The 17091-nt window shown below is 45.4% G+C and carries 11 protein-coding genes; 8 read left to right on the top strand and 3 right to left on the bottom strand.

The genetic code is table 11. From position 1 onward, the window contains the following. The first annotated feature begins 13 nt into the window (after window positions 1-13). Both C7475_RS06855 and C7475_RS06850 read left to right on the top strand, forming a co-directional pair. Window positions 14-790 carry an ABC transporter permease gene (locus C7475_RS06855; protein ID WP_110052558.1) on the top strand — a complete coding sequence of 259 codons (777 nt, stop codon included), beginning with the start codon at window positions 14-16 and terminating at the stop codon, window positions 788-790. Beyond that, complete coding sequence (locus C7475_RS06850; RefSeq protein WP_110052557.1) at window positions 787-1581, top strand: ATP-binding cassette domain-containing protein; 795 nt, start codon at window positions 787-789, stop codon at window positions 1579-1581. The genes C7475_RS06855 and C7475_RS06850 overlap by 4 nt, the downstream gene beginning before the upstream one ends. A 57-nt stretch (window positions 1582-1638) precedes the next feature. On the opposite strand, the gene C7475_RS06845 is transcribed toward C7475_RS06850, so the two are convergent. Next, window positions 1639-2274: a DUF4157 domain-containing protein gene (locus tag C7475_RS06845; protein WP_110052556.1), complete on the bottom strand. Its 636-nt coding sequence runs from the start codon at window positions 2272-2274 to the stop codon at window positions 1639-1641. Window positions 2275-2734: 460 nt separating this feature from the next. Between C7475_RS06845 and C7475_RS06840 the strand changes: the two genes are divergently transcribed. The 6 genes from C7475_RS06840 (at window position 2735) to C7475_RS06815 (ending at window position 14154) form a co-directional block, all read left to right on the top strand. Further along, window positions 2735-5842, top strand: a complete 3108-nt coding sequence (locus C7475_RS06840) for a TonB-dependent receptor (RefSeq protein ID WP_110052555.1) — start codon at window positions 2735-2737, stop codon at window positions 5840-5842. A 10-nt stretch (window positions 5843-5852) separates the two neighbouring features. After that, window positions 5853-7664 carry a RagB/SusD family nutrient uptake outer membrane protein gene (locus C7475_RS06835; RefSeq protein ID WP_110052554.1) on the top strand — a complete coding sequence of 604 codons (1812 nt, stop codon included), beginning with the start codon at window positions 5853-5855 and terminating at the stop codon, window positions 7662-7664. Between the two features lie 220 nt (window positions 7665-7884). Continuing rightward, window positions 7885-8280 (top strand): hypothetical protein, encoded by a 396-nt coding sequence (locus tag C7475_RS06830; protein WP_146217498.1) that lies wholly within the window; start codon window positions 7885-7887, stop codon window positions 8278-8280. A 164-nt stretch (window positions 8281-8444) separates the two neighbouring features. Then, the gene (locus C7475_RS06825) at window positions 8445-9527 is read left to right on the top strand and encodes an efflux RND transporter periplasmic adaptor subunit (RefSeq protein ID WP_110052552.1); all 1083 of its coding nucleotides are present in this window, start codon (window positions 8445-8447) and stop codon (window positions 9525-9527) included. A gap of 27 nt (window positions 9528-9554) precedes the next feature. Continuing rightward, window positions 9555-12728 (top strand): efflux RND transporter permease subunit, encoded by a 3174-nt coding sequence (locus tag C7475_RS06820; protein WP_110052551.1) that lies wholly within the window; start codon window positions 9555-9557, stop codon window positions 12726-12728. Continuing rightward, window positions 12715-14154 carry a TolC family protein gene (locus tag C7475_RS06815; RefSeq protein WP_233259777.1) on the top strand — a complete coding sequence of 480 codons (1440 nt, stop codon included), beginning with the start codon at window positions 12715-12717 and terminating at the stop codon, window positions 14152-14154. The genes C7475_RS06820 and C7475_RS06815 overlap by 14 nt, the downstream gene beginning before the upstream one ends. Window positions 14155-14229: 75 nt before the next feature. Here the strand turns inward: C7475_RS06815 and C7475_RS06810 are convergent, their stop codons facing one another. Then, window positions 14230-15543, bottom strand: a complete 1314-nt coding sequence (locus C7475_RS06810) for a hypothetical protein (RefSeq protein ID WP_110052550.1) — start codon at window positions 15541-15543, stop codon at window positions 14230-14232. 154 nt (window positions 15544-15697) lie between these two features. Further along, window positions 15698-17035 carry a GLUG motif-containing protein gene (locus tag C7475_RS06805; protein WP_110052549.1) on the bottom strand — a complete coding sequence of 446 codons (1338 nt, stop codon included), beginning with the start codon at window positions 17033-17035 and terminating at the stop codon, window positions 15698-15700. Window positions 17036-17091 lie beyond the last annotated feature (56 nt).

Here is a 17091-nt window from a genome sequence, read left to right as displayed (position 1 = left end):
AAATATTGTTCGTATGAAAAAAATATTCCAGCCGTTCGCCATCATCAACAAACAAACCTTCCTGATCATGGTGCTGTTGCAGGTGGTGCTGGCGCTTGGGTTGTGGCATATTGCATCTGATGGATTGATGCCGCAGCCAGGTAAAGTACTTGCTGCACTGGCAAGCTTGTCTGCAACAAAAACACTGATAGATAACGTGCTGGTGAGCCTTGCACTTACTGTAAAAGCGATGTTATACGCTATTGTTATTACCCTGGTGATAGCTTATTTATCTGTACTGCCGTTTTTTAAAGGTATCGCATTGTTCATTGTAAAATGCCGTTACCTTACGTTGGCGGGGCTTATTTTCGTATTTACCCTGCTTACACAAAACGGTAGTGCGCTCAAATTATGGCTGCTGATTTTCGGTATCGTACCGTTCTTCGTTACATCTTTCCTTTCCGTGATCGTACATATTCCCCGCCAGGAGTATGACCTGTGTAAGGTGCTTGGTTATAATAAGTGGCGTACCCTGTACGAGGTGATCATCATTGGTAAGGCCGACAAAGTCCTGGAAATACTGCAACATAACTTTGCAATAGCATGGTTGATGATCACAATGGTAGAGGGTCTTAATATGAGTGAAGGAGGGATTGGCGCATTGCTTATCAAATATAATAAGTATAACGACTTAACAAACGTGCTGGCATTACAGCTGCTTATTTTCCTGTTAGGGTTATTCTTTGACTACCTGCTGGCGGTAATCCGCAGCTGGTTATTTCCTTACACAAGATCAAATAAAACAGTATGACACCCTATACAAAAGAACAGGTGCTTTTGCAGGCGGAAAACGTGTGCCTTAACTATGGTGATAAGTCGGTTTTAAGGGACGTTAATTTTACCATAAAGAACATCGTACGACCAGGTATTAGTCAGGGACAAGTGATTTCCCTGCTTGGTAGAAGTGGTATTGGTAAAACACAGTTGTTCCGCCTGATGGCCGGTTTACAGAAACAAAATTCAGGGAAGATAACCATATATGGTAACAAAGAGGTAGAAGCCGGTGATATGGGAGTGGTATTCCAGCACTATTACCTCTTTGAATGGAAAACCATTCACCAGTCATTACTAATGGCTACCCGGCAGAATTCTGCTTTAAAAGGGAATGAAAAGGAGGCGATTGAAAAATGGGCCAACGCATTTGAGATCACGGATTCACTCCATAAATATCCCCATCATTTGTCGGGCGGTCAACGGCAACGTGCCAGCATTCTGCAGCAACTGCTGAAAGGATCGGATTTCCTCTTGTTTGATGAACCGTTCTCTGGATTGGACGTCTGCGTACTTGATAAGGTAGTGGACATGTTACTGCAGGTATCTGTATCTGATGAGTTGAAAACATTGGTGATCGTCTCTCATGATATCGAAACAAGTGTAGCTATTTCCGATACTGTGTTCATTCTCGGAAAAGAAGAAGGAAAGGAAGGTGCTACGATTAAACAGGAAATAGACTTGCTGGAAAGAGGATTGGCCTGGCAAAAGGATGTGCGGAGGCAACAGGCTTTTATTGATACACTGGACGAGATCAAAGCCAACTTATAAACAGAAAGGCCATCCCGGATCAGGAGATGGCCTTTTCTTTTATCTTTCCGGAATTGATTATTCCGCTATACTCTGCATACTCTGCGCGCCTACCTGCATAGCTCTTGCACCCATCACATCCGCTTCTCTTTCCAGTCCCGGATCGTCATTTACAGGAGTACCGGTTTTCATTTGTGTAGTAGCCTGTACGCGGCCCTGCTTTTGTTGAGCTACATGCCATGCTTCATGAGCCAGATGCTGTTCCTGGCCCGGTGCTACATGAATATCTGTTCCCTGTGCATATGCCAGCGCATTCAACTGTGCAGGCTGAGAAGAGTTATAGTGTACCTTTACATCAGACATACTATGGCCGGAGAGCTGCTCTACGCCCGATTTTAACTGGTCTGGCATGCCGGTATTATTGTCCTTTCGCTGTGCTACAAATTTGCCCATTACCGGTTGTTCCTCTTCCGGTGATGTCGCTTTCTGCAATACGAACTGTTTGGGCTCTTCTTCTTCCATACCAGTCTCCAGCTGCGTTACAAAACGTCCCTGCAACAGCTCATCTTCCTGGGCCTGTACGGGCGCATCACTGCTTTTCTTTTGAAGGGGTGATGTTACAGCCTTAAGCTGTATACCATTTTGGGAGGTGTTTTCTGCAGCAGAACGGCGGGAAGCCTGTTCTCTTTGAAGGGTATGAAAGGATTGTGACATAGCGTTTGGATTATCTCAGAAGAGAATTACAGCAGAAATTTAAGAAATATCCGGATTTATTCTCAAGTTAATTTGGACAAGTTTATAATTGATTGATCATCAAGTATTAATCGCCAATCTTTTTCCGGGTAGTTCCATTTTCCGCATAGCTGCAACATATATTGACTTGATAATTTTTGCAAGGTGATATCCGCTGCTCATTGTATCTTGGGAAGAAACATTATACCTGCGGAAAATTATTTTAGAAGAGTGTCACTTTTACACCTAATTTATTACTTTTATTGCCAGAACAACCATTTGACAGATTAAGCCACTTAGAAATTCCATGTTCTCCAAGCTTTGCCTGTACTAAGGGTTAGAAAACCTATTGCTATCATTCCACGGAATAGCCCAACCTGCTATACTATATGTATACGTTTGTCCATGCTGAATAAATCATGCTAGTAATAAAATAACGTTTATGAAAAAACTAACAATGCTGCTTGTTACGGCACTTTGCTTTCTGAGCACTTATGCCGGTCAACCACTCTTTAAAAATCAATCAGATCCTCCTGTAACTGTTAAGGGTAAGATCATTGACAAAGACGGTAACCCGCTTATTGCCGTTTCTGTCCGTGTAAAGGGTTCCAATACCGGCGTGCTGACCGGTACAGATGGCACTTTCACGCTTCCTTCTATTGCTGAAAATACTTTACTGGTCGTGTCCAGTGTAGGATATAATGTGTTGGAGATCATTGTGCGCCATTCTGAAAAAGGATATTCTGCGGCCACTGTAAAAGACGTAGACGGCAGTAACTTACAGGCTTCCGGAGGTGAACAGCTTTATCTGAGCATCACCTTAAGCTCGTCGGTAAAAGAGTTGAATGAGAATGTGGTCATCGCCTATGGTACTGTTAAAAAGCGGGATCTGACGGGATCCGTGGTGTCTATCAAGGAGGCAGATATCACTGCTACTCCGGTAAATAATGTCATGGAGGCCTTACAGGGAAAAGTGTCAGGTATGGATATCATGAGAAGCTCAGGCGCCGTTGGTACGAATCCTGATATCTTATTGCGGGGCAGCCGTTCTATTTATGGCGATAACTCACCGCTGTTTATCGTAGACGGTATTCAAAGTACTTACGATCAGATCAATCCCTCCGACATCGCTTCAATAGACATTCTGAAAGATGCGTCTTCCACCGCTATCTACGGTTCCGCCGGTTCGAACGGTGTGGTGATCATTACCACAAAAAAAGGCAAGACCAATAAATCAAGCATGAACCTGGATGTGTTTTATGGTCTGAGTGGAAACCCCCATTTCTTTCATGGTATGACGGGCGACGAATATGTGAAATACCGCAGGGAATTGTATCGTACGGTAAACGGAGAATATCCGCAGGATATGTCCCAGATCTTTACCACGGAAGCAGTACTCGATGCTTACAATAACAATAAATGGATTGATTGGGTAGGGCTTATCACAAACGATGCAGCTACCCAGCAGAAGTATAATCTTTCATTTACAGATGGTGGTGCAAAGACTAAGATTTACACTTCGTTCACCTATACGAAAGAAGAAGGGTTATTGAGCAACGAAAATCAGAAACGGTACGGTGTTCGTATGAACCTGGACCATGATGCTACCAAATGGGCGAAAATAGGGACCAACATCAACGTGAACTATACCATCCAGAACGCCCGTGGAAAAAATATCTTTACAAAGTCCCTGTCTGCGCTGCCATTGGGAGATGCATATGACGAACACGGGAATATCAAGACCGTATTTGTGGATGGTGAAACAACGCCATTGGGAGATCAGCTTCCTAACCAGTACGCTGACAATACACGTACTACCTTTGCAAATCTGAACGGTTACCTGGAGTTGAAGCCCCTGAAAGATCTGTCTTTCCGTTCGGCAATCGGTGTTACATTGAATAACTATCGGAACGGTAAATACTTTGGTAAGCAGGCTGTGTCAAATGTAGTATCAGGATATGCCGCGCCGCTTGCTGGTATCTATAACGGATTCGCCTACGGATATATTTGGGAAAACATCGCCACTTACAATAAAACAATCGCTAGAGATCACCAACTCACTCTTACAGGTATCACTTCCTGGGCTAAGAACAGCGCTGACTATAACAATACGCTTGGCCAGGGCCAGGAGCTGGATTCTTACCTGTTTTACAACATCGCGAACGGCACACAGAAGATGGGCAATGCTTCTTCCTTTGAGCAAAAGCAAAGAATGTCTTTTGCAGGCAGGATTAATTATAGCTATCGCGGGAAGTACCTGTTAACCCTTACGAATCGCTGGGATGGCGTTTCTCACCTCGCTGAAGGACATAAGTGGAGCGCGTTCCCTGCTGCTGCTGTGGCATGGCGTATTTCAGATGAGCCTTTCATGAGTAAAACAACCAACTGGCTGAATGATCTGAAGCTGCGCGCAGGGTATGGCGTAACAGGTAACTCCGGCGGCATGGCTGCATATTCATCCAAAACGCAGGCCTATATGTTCCAGGTGGTTTCTCTCGATGGTATACTGGTGCCCAACGTACAGTATGCTGGTACTTATGCGAACCCGCTCATCAGCTGGGAAAGAAGTTATAATCTGAACCTGGGTGTAGACATATCATTATGGAAGGGACGTGTGGACCTTGCAGTAGATATGTACAATACTACTACGAAAGGATTACTGTTCAAGCGCACTTTGCCCATTACCTCCGGGCTTACCTCCTGGGCTTCTGCTTTGGCAATGTGGCAGAACATAGGGGAGACGAATAACAAGGGGCTGGAGATCAATCTTCGCACCCGCAACATCGTTAAACGTAATTTCGAATGGAGCTCTTCATTCTCCTTCACAAAGAATAAAGAGAAGATCGTTAGTCTGCCGGATGGCGACGTCATACTGGAAAAGCTGTTTATTGGCCAGCCAATTAATGCACACTATGACTATAAATATGAAGGCATTTGGTCTACCGCAGATGAGGCAACTGCTGCATTATATGGCGCTAAACCTGGCTTTGTAAAAGTTGCCACTAATGAAAAGTTTGATGCCAATGGGGTAGGAGATAAGGGAGTGCATCCTTATTCTGATAATGATCGAAGGATACTGGGTTCTTCTGTTCCTAAATGGCTTTTGGGTATTAATAATAATTTCACTTACAGGAACTTTGATGTGGGTTTATTCACGATGATACGCTGGGGGCAGATGATCAACAGCAGTCTGTTAGGCTGGTATTCCACTACGGACGACGGACAACCTGCCGGTATCAATTACTGGACGCCCGAAAACCAGTCCGCCCGTTATCCGCGTCCCGGCATCGCCACCACAACAGGTATCGCTTCACTCAGATATGTAGACGGTTCTTTCATTAAACTGAAGACCATTACAGCAGGTTATACCTTACCGGCAAGTGTGATGAAACATACACACATGTCGAAAGGACGTATCTATGCTACTGCATATAATCCGCTGATCTATACAAGGAATAAGGATCTCAGAGGTACTGACCCTGAAACAGACGGCTCTGATACCTTCCCGCTGTTTGCCACCTTTGTATTTGGTATGAACCTCACATTCTAAAATTGAAAAGATGAAACATAAGATATTACCATTACTGTTTTCAATATGTACCGCGCTTTTTTCCTGCTCGCTGGAAGAAGTGAATCCTTCCGGGTTTGTGATCGAATCGGTAGCCGCTTCCTCTGTTGAAGGGTACAGGAACCTGGTAAACAATTGTTACTTTGGTATGGAGCGCCAGTTATACGGCTACAATCAATGGATGATGCTGTGTGAAGGTGGTACAGACCTCTGGACGTATCAAAAGAACGGCCCTAGCTTTTCCCAGTTCTTTAAGTACAGCGCAGGGGCGGCACTGCCTCTTACCATGGGGAATGGCGTATGGTCTGCCTGTTGGGATGGGATCGGCTCATGCAATACTGCTATAAAATACGCTGACGTTGCTCCTTTCGCAACACCGGAGAAAAGGAATGAGGTGGTAGCGGAAGCCTATTTCCTGCGGGCCATGTATTACTATAACCTTGTAGAACAATTTGGCGCTATGACCATTACTACAGCGCCTGTTGCTACGGTGGACCTGCATCCCGAAAGAGCTGCGCCGCTGGATGTTTATAAGAATGTCATTATCCCTGACCTGGAATTTGCGGTGAAATGGTTACCGGCAAATAACGGTACAACCAAGCCATCTCAGAAATCTGCCCTGGGTTTCCTTGCAAGGGCTTACCTGCAAACAGTTGAATATGATGAGTCAAAACAGTTTGCCGCGAAAGCACTTGAAACAGCGAAGCTGCTTATTGACGATTGTGAGAGCGGTGGCGGCAAATACAACACTTTTATGTATCCTGCTTTTGATGATGTATTCCTGGAAGCGAATAACTACACGAATAAAGAATCGTTATGGTCACATCGCTTTGTCGTGGGAGGTGTAAGTAACAATGCATGGTTTATGAATATGAACAATGAACTGTTCTACTGTGTTGTGACCGACTTCGGCGCTATGCAGCAGATGGGCGCTGATTATACGACCTGGGGACGCCGTTCCGGCGGACAGTTCATGCCAAGTGCGCATTTACTGAGTTTATTTGTACAGCAGGACGGTACACTGGACCCCCGGTATCATAAGTCCTTCCAGACGTCATGGACTGTCAACAAACCTTCCTATACGTGGACAGACGCAGCACTGAAAATATTTGACCGTACACAGGACGTAACAACAGGTACTACATTATCTACGGATAATCTGGCAATTGATTTTATTCATCCCAATGATCCGGACTATGCGGCGAAAGTGGCAGGTAAACTTTCACAACCTTACCTGGTAGTGGATTATGCGGATGTTTACGATGCGGCTAAGAAATCTGTTAAAATGCAGTACAACCGTGTAAACAGGCCATTGGATGGCGGTGGCACGCAGACCACCAATCCTTTTTTCAGTTTCTATCCTTCATTGACAAAACATAACAGCAGCAATTATTACACAAACAATCCGTCTAATAATCGCTACGGTAATTTAAACGCCACCTTTATGATGCGGATGTCAGAAGTATATCTCATTGCTGCGGAAGCTGACATTTATGCCAACGGAGGAGGAAACGCAGCCCAATATCTTAATAAGATCAGAGCGAGGGCAGGGGCGACCCCTTTGGCGGGAGCAGCAACGGTTGAAGCCGTACTTGACGAACGGGCGCGGGAACTGTGTGGCGAATACGTAAGGTTCTATGACCTGAAACGGACGAAGAAACTGAATAAATCCTATCTCATGAATACCAATCCTGACGTCGGACAATTCTTTAACGATAATCAGCACGCAGTGCGGCCTATTCCATCTGTTTTCCTGAACACACTGGAGGCAGGAGGAAGTTATTATCAGAATCCTGGTTACTAAGAATATTCTAAAGATTCGGAGGGAGCCTGGCCGGTGTGCCAGGCTTTTCCTTTTATGGCGAACGGTTGTTCGTACTACTTTAAGTAGGCTGATTTTAAGCTCTTTTTAATATGTGATATTTCCTGCATGTGGCTATGGGACTGCATCGTACTTTAAAAAATCCTTAAAATTTGCCATCAGGCTTTACTCATTTTAAAGTTTTCCTAGCTTTGGTGCCCAAATGAGACTCATTGTATTTTTTGTATGTCTGTGCTTAATGCTGCTGAAGGGGATTGATAATCCCCTGGGACGTACTTATTATAGTGGTGTCGGCTACGCGCTTACCGCGCATGAGGAAGAAAAACACCGGGAAAGTATTACCGGTGCTCATTGGGATTGTTCCGTTTTCAGGGATACCCGTCCGGTTTCAGAAGAACAGTATATCCTCGGAGAGGATGTAGAGGACGAGGACCCGAATAGTAGTTTTGCCTATAAATACAGATTACTGGCCAGAGGTTGGCCGGGATTATCCGCTATATCTGTTTCAAAATATCTTCGTGGATATCTAATATCTTCCGCACTTTTTTCAGATCAGGCATCTTACAGATATCTCTTACAAGGGGTATTACGGATCTGATCAATGATATACATCAGTTCATGAAGGTGTGTTCCTGCATGCCAGCCGGATATGTATATCTGTACTAACCCGCACGTAGCAGTTCTGCGCCAGCTCCACAGCTGATGTTTTTTAATTCTTCAACCTTTTGCTTCCGGGCATCCTATCGTTTATTATCTAATATCATGAAGAGAATCGTCATGCTTATGGGCTTGTGTGCAGTATTATGGCACACCAGCTGCAAACCACACAAAGAAGAAAAAGAAGAAGTGAATAAGTATACCGTTACCAGTCCGATAGTAATGGATACTTCTTTCACGAAGGAATATGTTTCGCAGATCCGTTCTGTCAGGAACATTGAGCTTCGCGCGCAGGAAAAAGGCTACCTGGAAAACATCTATGTAGACGAAGGCCAGTTCGTAAAAGCCGGTCAGGTGTTGTTCAGGATCATGCCTAAACTGTATGAAGCCGAGTTGCTGAAAGCACAGGCCGAAGCGAAAGCTGCAGAGATAGAACTGCAGAATGCCAAAACCCTGGCAGACAAAAATATCGTTTCCAAGAATGAGCAGGCAATGGCCCAGGCCAAGCTTGATCAGGCAAATGCCGAAATAGCACTTGCCAAACTTCACTTGTCATTTACTGAGATTAAAGCACCGTTTGCCGGTACTATCGACCGCATTCCCAAAAAGCTGGGAAGCCTGATCGATGAAGGAGAATTGCTGACCAGTCTTTCCGACAACAGCGAGATGTTCGCCTACTTCAACGTATCAGAGCCGGAATACCTGGAATATCAGACCAATACCAAAAGCCGTGGTGATAACCATGTCAACCTGTTGCTGGCCAATAACCGCCCGCTGGCTTACAAAGGCGAGGTACAGGTTATTGAAAGTGAGTTTGATAATGAAACAGGGAATATTGCCTTCAGGGCGAAATTCCCGAACCCGGACAAACTGTTAAAACACGGTGAAACCGGTAAGGTGATGATGAGCATGCCGCTGAAAGGCGCATTGGTTATTCCGCAGAAAGCTACTTACGAAATTCAGGATAAGAAGTATGTCTTTGTGGTTGACAAGAACAATGTACTGAAATCAAAAAATATCACGATCAAGGGTGAAATACCCGACCTGTATGTGATTGAAAGTGGTGTGTCTGAAAGTGACCGTATACTGCTGGAAGGTATTCAGAAGGTAAAAGATGACGATAAGATCAGCTATGAATATCTGGCGCCGCAAGAGGTGATCAGCCACCTGCGGTTAAAAGCGGAATAGCAGTTTAAACACTAATAGTGAAGCTCCATGTTTAATAAGTTTATACAGAGACCCGTTCTCTCAATAGTAATATCACTCATCATCGTATTTCTGGGTGCGATCGCGATCACCCAGTTACCGGTGACGCAGTTCCCGTCCATATCACCGCCTAAGGTGAACGTTACCGCGGAATATCCCGGTGCAAACGGTGAGCTGATGGTAAAATCAGTGCTCATTCCCCTTGAAAGGGCCATCAATGGTGTGCCGGGAATGAAGTACATGACCTCCGATGCCGGTAACGATGGTGAAGCTACCCTGCAGGTAGTATTCAACCTGGGAACCGATCCTAACCAGGCATCACTGAACGTACAGAACCGTGTGGCTTCTGTGGTGAACAAACTCCCTCCGCTGGTAGTGCGTGAAGGTGTGAAGGTAAGCCGCGTGGAATCCAGCATGCTGATGTACGTAAACCTTTACAGTGAGGACCCTAATGCCGATCAGAAATTCCTTTTCAACTTCGCGGATATTAATATCCTGCCGGAACTGAGAAGGGTGGATGGTGTCGGATACGCGGATATCCTTGGTAACAGGGAATACGCCATGAGGATCTGGCTGAAACCTGACCGTATGCTGGCCTATAAGATCTCTGCCGAAGAAGTGATGAAGTCTTTGGCAGAACAGAGTCTTGAGGCTTCTCCCGGTAAGACCGGTGAAAGCTCCGGTAAAAGGTCTCAGTCTTTCGAATATGTATTGAAATATTCAGGAAGGTTCAGTAACAAGTCACAATATGAAAATGTCATTCTGAGGTCCAGTCCAAATGGTGAGATCCTTCGTCTGAAAGACGTAGCCAATGTGGAGTTCGGAAGCTCTATGTATGACATCTACTCTAACCTGAATGGTAAGCCGTCTGCGGCGCTCGTATTGAAGCAGTCGTACGGCAGTAATGCCAGCCAGGTTATCAAAGACGTAAAAGAAAAACTGAAGGAGATCAAAGCCAATTCCTTCCCTAAAGGAATGAATTATGAGATCAGCTACGATGTATCCAAATTCCTGGACGCCTCTATTGAAAAGGTGCTGCATACTTTGGTTGAAGCCTTTATCCTGGTAGGTATCGTAGTGTTCCTGTTCCTGGGCGACTGGCGTTCTACGCTGATCCCGGCAATGGCGGTACCAGTATCCCTGATCGGTACATTCGTATTCATGCAGTTCTTTGGTATTACGCTCAACCTGATCACCTTATTTGCCCTTGTATTGGCAATTGGTGTCGTAGTGGATGATGCTATCGTGGTAATTGAGGCGGTGCATGCTAAAATGGAAGAAGAACATCTATCGCCGATCAAGGCTACGAAAAAAGCCATGCATGAAATAGCGGGAGCGATCATTGCGATCACTTTCCTGATGTCTGCAGTATTCGTGCCTGTGGCTTTCATGTCCGGACCTGTAGGTATCTTCTATCGCCAGTTCTCCATTACGATGGCGACAGCTATTGTGCTCTCGGGTATAGTGGCGCTGACGCTCACACCTGCACTTTGTGCCATGATCCTGAAGAATAATCACGGAAAACATAAGAAGAAATCACCGGTAGATAAATTCCTGGATAGCTTCAACCGTGGATTTGAAAACATGTCCAACTGGTACATGAAAATACTCAGGGCGATTGTTAACAGAAGACTTGTCACCTTCGGATTATTAGCCGCTTTCTGTGCCGGTATATGGTATCTGAATGGCACTGTACCTGCGGGCTTTATTCCGAATGAGGACCAGGGTATGCTCTATGCTATTATCCAAACGCCTCCGGGTTCTTCTCTCGAAAGGACGAATGAAGTAGCGGAAAAACTACAGAAGATCTGTGAAGAGATCGATGGTGTACAATCCGTTTCTGCGCTGGCAGGTTATGAGATCCTGACTGAAGGTACGGGCGCTAACTCCGGTACCTGTCTCATCAACCTGAAGAGCTGGGAAGAGCGTAAACATTCTGTACTTGAAATTATCGAAGAGCTTGAGAAGAAGACGAAAGACATCGCGGGCGCTAACATTGAGTTCTTCCAGCCGCCGGCCGTACCTGGTTATGGTGCTGCGGGTGGTTTCGAGTTACGCTTGCTGGATAAAGGCGGTTCCGGTGATTACAAGAAGATGGAAACAGTGAGCAATGAATTTGTGAAGGAGCTGACTAAACGTAAGGAGCTGTCATCCGTATTCAGTTTCTACAGTGCCAGCTTCCCGCAATATATGATGAAGATCGATAACGACATCGCCCAGCAGAAAGGCGTGAGCATTGATAATGCCATGAATACGCTTTCTACGTTGATAGGTAGTAACTATGAGATCAGCTTTATCAAATTTGACCGTCCGTATAAGGTGATCATCCAGGCAGCACCTGAGTACAGGGCATTGCCGGAAGATATCCTGAAGTTGTATGTAAAGAATGACCGTGATGAGATGGTACCTTTTTCTGCTTTCATGAAAATGGAAAAGGTATATGGCTTATCTGAGATCACCAGGCATAATATGTTCAACGCATCAGAGATCAGTGGTTCCGCGGCTCCTGGATATAGTAGTGGTCAGGCTATCGAGGTTATTAATGAAGTAGCGAAAAAGACCCTGCCGAGAGGATTTGGTATTGACTGGGCAGGTATCTCTAAAGATGAGGTGGCGCAGGGTAACCAGGCCATTTACATCTTTATGATCTGTTTTGGTTTCGTTTACCTGATCCTGGCAGCACAATATGAAAGCTTCATTCTGCCACTGGCGGTGATCCTGTCCCTGCCTGCCGGTATTTGCGGGGCGTTCTTCCTGCTGAAGTTACTGGGCCTGGAAAATAACATCTATGCACAGGTAGCAATGGTAATGTTGATCGGTTTGCTGGGTAAGAACGCCGTATTGATCGTTGAATTTGCGGTGCAGCGACATCGTTCAGGGGCGACCGTACTGGCAGCTGCCATGGAAGGATCGAAGGTGAGGTTCCGTCCGATCCTGATGACATCCTTCGCTTTCGTTGCAGGTCTGATACCACTGGTGCTGGCTACAGGACCAGGTAAGATAGGAAACCGCACGATCGGTACAGCTGCTTGTGGAGGTATGTTGTTCGGTACCATCTTCGGGGTACTGATCATACCCGGATTGTATTACATATTTGGCAAGATCGCCGAAAGGCGCATGCTTGTTAAAGAAGAAGAAGAGAATCCTTTAACCGAAGAAATTGATCACAATGTATATGTATAAATTCAGGAAGAACAGATGGGTTGGAGCACTGGGCGCTTGCCTGGTGATAGCGGGATGTAAGGTCCCGAAGATCGTTGCGCCACCTGCGGCTAAGCCGGTTCCGGAAGCCTATGGCAACAGCCAGGATACAACGAATACATCGGCAGTACAATGGCGTGAATTCTTTAAAGATAAAGACCTTGTAAACCTGATCGATACGGCGCTGAAAAACAACCAGGAGCTGATGATCACGTTACAGGAAATTGAGATAGCAAGAAATGATATCAGGTCCAGGCAGGCGCTGTTACTGCCAGGCGTTGGTGTAAGAGCCGGTGCCGGTCTCGAAAAAGTAGGACGGTATACAAGCCAGGGTGCAGGTGATGCTTCTACAGAGATCACTCCTGGAGAAGAAGTACCGGACCCGCTGGCAGATTTCACCATCGGTGCATATGCAAACTGGGAAGTAGACATCTGGAATAAACTGCACAACTCAAAGAAAGCAGCCGTTACCAGGTACCTGGCAACTGTAGAAGGCAGGAACTTCGTAGTGACTAACCTGATCGCAGAAATAGCCAGGTCTTATTACGAATTGTTAGCGTTGGATAACCAACTCGCAATCGTAAGGCAGAACATTGATCTGCAGAAGAACGCACTGGAGGTAGTAAAAATTCAGAAGGAAGCGACCAGAGTGACCGAGCTGGCTGTGAAGAAATTCGAAGCGGAAGTAGCGAAGTCACAGAGCATGGAATATGATCTGTTGCAGAACATCAAAGAAACAGAGAACAGGATCAACTTCCTTTTAGGCCGTTATCCGCAGGATGTACCGAGGGATAAAGGTAACTTTGTGGACATTATGCCGGCGATGGTGAGCAGTGGTATTCCTTCACAGTTACTGGCTAATCGCCCGGACATTAAACAGGCGGAACTGGAACTGACAGCTGCGAAACTGGATGTTAAAGTAGCGCGTGCCGAGTTTTATCCTTCACTGGGTATTTCAGCTGGAGTAGGGTTCCAGGCGTTCAAGCCATCTTACCTGTTCAGACTTCCGGAGTCGTTATTGTATTCTATAGCAGGCGATCTTGCTGCACCGCTTATCAATCGTAATGCGATCCGTGCTGAATTCAATACAGCGAATGCCCGTCAGTTACAGGTGTTATATAATTATGAACGTACTATCTTAAATGCGTTTCTGGAAGTATCTACACAGCTTTCCAATATCGATAATCTGAAGAAAAGTTATGAGCTGAAATCTAAACAGGTGGATGCGCTGACGAAGTCGATCGAGATCTCTAATGACCTGTTCAAATCAGCAAGGGCCGATTATCTCGAGGTACTGCTGACGCAAAGGGACGCATTAGATGCGAAACTGGAGATGGTGGAAACGCAGAAGAATCAGTTGAATGCCGTCGTGAATATCTACAGAGATCTTGGCGGTGGATGGAAATAAGAGAAGCTTACACCACAATCTAAATCAACGAAGCCGGTCTATTGACCGGCTTCGTTGTCTTTATATCATTTCATTTTATTCCCACCACAATCTCATTGGAGCGGCAGGATCTGTATCATTTTTGTAAGGCTTGTTGTTAGCCGGAGGCGTAACTTCCTGTGGCCAGTTAGTTATTTCCATTTCCGCAAGATGCGTATTCATATCGGGCAGCGTTGCCATGGTGACGCCATCACTTGGTATACCGGCATTGGCAAAAGAATTGGTGACCGTCACATATTCGGGGAATGCAGGCGCAATTGCATAGAATTGACCGGAAGAGGCAATCGCAAATGCATAGCTGTTGGAAATATTCAGGTTAAAGGAAGTTTCGCCAATGATACCTCCGGCGAGGTCACCATCAAATTTGCCGTAAGCATAACACATATCGATCTTTGAGTCGCTTCCCAGAATTGCCGCGATGCCACCAGTAACGGAGCCGGATGTATTCCCTCTGAAGGAACAGCCAATGATCTTCATTCTGCCGGTATAACCCACGATTCCACCTGTAGTTGTACCTTTAGCATCAGCAGTTACGAGGATGTTTCCTTTAACTGAACAATTTATGATCGAGGTATTTGAGGATTTATTCCCTGATATACTCCCTATTATGCCGCCAATGTTTGCAAAACTTTTACATGTGATTCCTTCTTCAGATAATTCCAGTCTGATGTTCTGCAACTTACTGCCGGCGGCGCCGCTCCTGAACAATCCTACATCCACCCTTGCGCCGAGTGGTGCACCTTCAGACTTAATGGTAAGATTAGTGATCTTGTGTCCCTGTCCGTCATAGCTGCCATATAGTGCCGCAAAGCCAGGAGCAGCGGTAAATACCGTATCAGGGAAAGCAAAATCATTCAGCTGAACATAATGAGCAGAAGTATCGCTGCTGATATAGAAGCCCATATGTATAAAGTCTCTGTAGTCTCTGATCTGATTTTCAACCTTCTGCGTTTTGGCAGTGATGATGGTATCAGGACCATCCAGCGTAATTTTTACAGTGATCTCTCCATCCTTGTAGCGGTTGAGGCCTGGAAGGAAAAGTGCAGCGTTGCCGTTTGCATCGAGTGTATCAATCCCTTTTGTGATCGTATCGACCGTTCTTTTGAGTCCGTTGCTGCCAGTAAGTTCGTAGGTGAAAGTTTTATTTGGTTTGCCTTTCGTGACCGTAAACGTAGGTGTTTTTTGATTAAAACTTTCATACAGTTCAGTAAGACCGATCTTATCGGCGGAAAACCTTACCTGGATACTGTCACGCGGAATTGTTAACGGCGGGGTACTACTATCATTGTCTTTTCTGCAGGATACAAACAATGCTGCCGCTGTTAAAATGCACAGATACAGATATTTCATAGCTAATTGGAGGGCCTTTACTTTTTTATTGCCCGGTGCAAATATAATAGATGATAATATAGTATGCTATAGCGGGGCCTGGGCTATCTCTCATATAAACTAAAGGAGCCGGTCTTTCATAACAGGCCGGCTCCCTTAGTTTATGCAACATTGTTTACTCCCACCACAACTTCATTGGAGCGGCAGGATCTGTATCATTTTTGTAAGGCTTGTTGTTAGCCGGACGGGATACACCCTGCGGCCAGTTGCTTATTTCCATAGCAGCAAGAAGGGTATTCATATTAGCCAATAGTGCTATTGTAACACCATTTTGTGTTCCGCCGGTATTGGCAAAGCAGTTGCTCACGGCTACCCGGATCGGATCTACAGGTGCGATTGCCTCAAATGTTGCAGGAAAGGTTGTTGCGTATAAATAACTATTGGTAATAGTTACATGCGCCGGATAGTTTTCACGTACGTCTCCTACATCGCCGGCGATACCTCCGCCAGAGGCTCCATCAAATTCGGCATAGGCATAACACATGTCAATCACTGTTTCATCAGCTTTACTTTCCTGACTTGCTTCACTTGACGATGCCGCTACGATACCGCCAAGAATACGGCCGGAGAGCTTTCCTCTAAAGGAGCAGCCAATAATTCTCGCTCCGTGGGCGTAACCAGCTATACCTCCTGCATGTGCGAACTCCTTATCTTTGGAGGCGAGCACATTTCCTTTAACGGAGCAATTGATGATTGAACTGGTCTCATTTAAGCCTCCTACTAATCCACCTAAGAAACCGTCTGTATCGGATGATATACCTTCTTCAGATAACTCCAGTTTTACGTTTCTGATTGAAACGCCATCAAGGAGTGATGAGAATAAAGCCGCAGTTGCTGTTTCGGAAGTAGGCGTTAATGGTTTGGCTTTAATGGTAAGATTTGTGATCCTGTGTCCCTGGCCGTCATAATGGGTCCGCATAATGAATGGTGCGGGAGAGTATGAAAATACTGTGTCAGGGAAAGCGAAATCGTTTAACTGAACATAATGATACGTGGTATCATTACCATTATAGGAAGCCATGTGCATAAAGTCTTTATAACTCCTGATCTCGAGCTCCGCTTTCTGAACTTTTGCTGTGATCGTGGTGGCGGGGTTTTCCATTTTGATCACTACCGTGATCTCGCCATCCTTGCAATTAATGAGCCCCTTAAGAAATACCGCCGCGGCCCCGTCGGCATCAATCGATCCATGACCTTGTAACAAGGTATCGGTTGGATTTTTCATCCCGTTACTGCCGGTTACAGAATAACTAAATGCCCGGTTAGGGGTTGCTTTGGTGATTGTGAAAGCAGGTAAACGGTCGAAGCTAAATTCGTAAAGTTCCGCAAGCCCGATTCTGTCATTAGGAAAACTTACAATGGTGCTGTCGTTAGACAGAGGGTTACCATTGTCTTTACTACAGGATGTAAATAGAGCCATCGCTGCAAAGGTGTACATAAACAGGTATTTCATAGTTTAACAGGGCTATTGATTGTTTTGCCCGGCGCAAATATATAGATATAGTTTAA

Origin of the sequence: Chitinophaga sp. S165 (assembly GCF_003182155.1) — a bacterium.
In the GTDB taxonomy this organism is placed as follows: Bacteria; Bacteroidota; Bacteroidia; order Chitinophagales; family Chitinophagaceae; genus Chitinophaga.
This window is presented reverse-complemented; position numbering and strand designations above follow the sequence as displayed.

Bases quoted from the DNA above. Each gene is read 5' to 3' on its own strand.
- C7475_RS06855 (WP_110052558.1), top strand. From the start codon at position 14: ATGAAAAAAATATTCCAGCCGTTCGCCATCATCAACAAACAAACCTTC.
- C7475_RS06850 (WP_110052557.1), top strand. From the start codon at position 787: ATGACACCCTATACAAAAGAACAGGTGCTTTTGCAGGCGGAAAACGTG.
- C7475_RS06845 (WP_110052556.1), bottom strand. From the start codon at position 2,274: ATGTCACAATCCTTTCATACCCTTCAAAGAGAACAGGCTTCCCGCCGT.
- C7475_RS06840 (WP_110052555.1), top strand. From the start codon at position 2,735: ATGAAAAAACTAACAATGCTGCTTGTTACGGCACTTTGCTTTCTGAGC.
- C7475_RS06835 (WP_110052554.1), top strand. From the start codon at position 5,853: ATGAAACATAAGATATTACCATTACTGTTTTCAATATGTACCGCGCTT.
- C7475_RS06830 (WP_146217498.1), top strand. From the start codon at position 7,885: ATGAGACTCATTGTATTTTTTGTATGTCTGTGCTTAATGCTGCTGAAG.
- C7475_RS06825 (WP_110052552.1), top strand. From the start codon at position 8,445: ATGAAGAGAATCGTCATGCTTATGGGCTTGTGTGCAGTATTATGGCAC.
- C7475_RS06820 (WP_110052551.1), top strand. From the start codon at position 9,555: ATGTTTAATAAGTTTATACAGAGACCCGTTCTCTCAATAGTAATATCA.
- C7475_RS06815 (WP_233259777.1), top strand. From the start codon at position 12,715: ATGTATATGTATAAATTCAGGAAGAACAGATGGGTTGGAGCACTGGGC.
- C7475_RS06810 (WP_110052550.1), bottom strand. From the start codon at position 15,543: ATGAAATATCTGTATCTGTGCATTTTAACAGCGGCAGCATTGTTTGTA.
- C7475_RS06805 (WP_110052549.1), bottom strand. From the start codon at position 17,035: ATGAAATACCTGTTTATGTACACCTTTGCAGCGATGGCTCTATTTACA.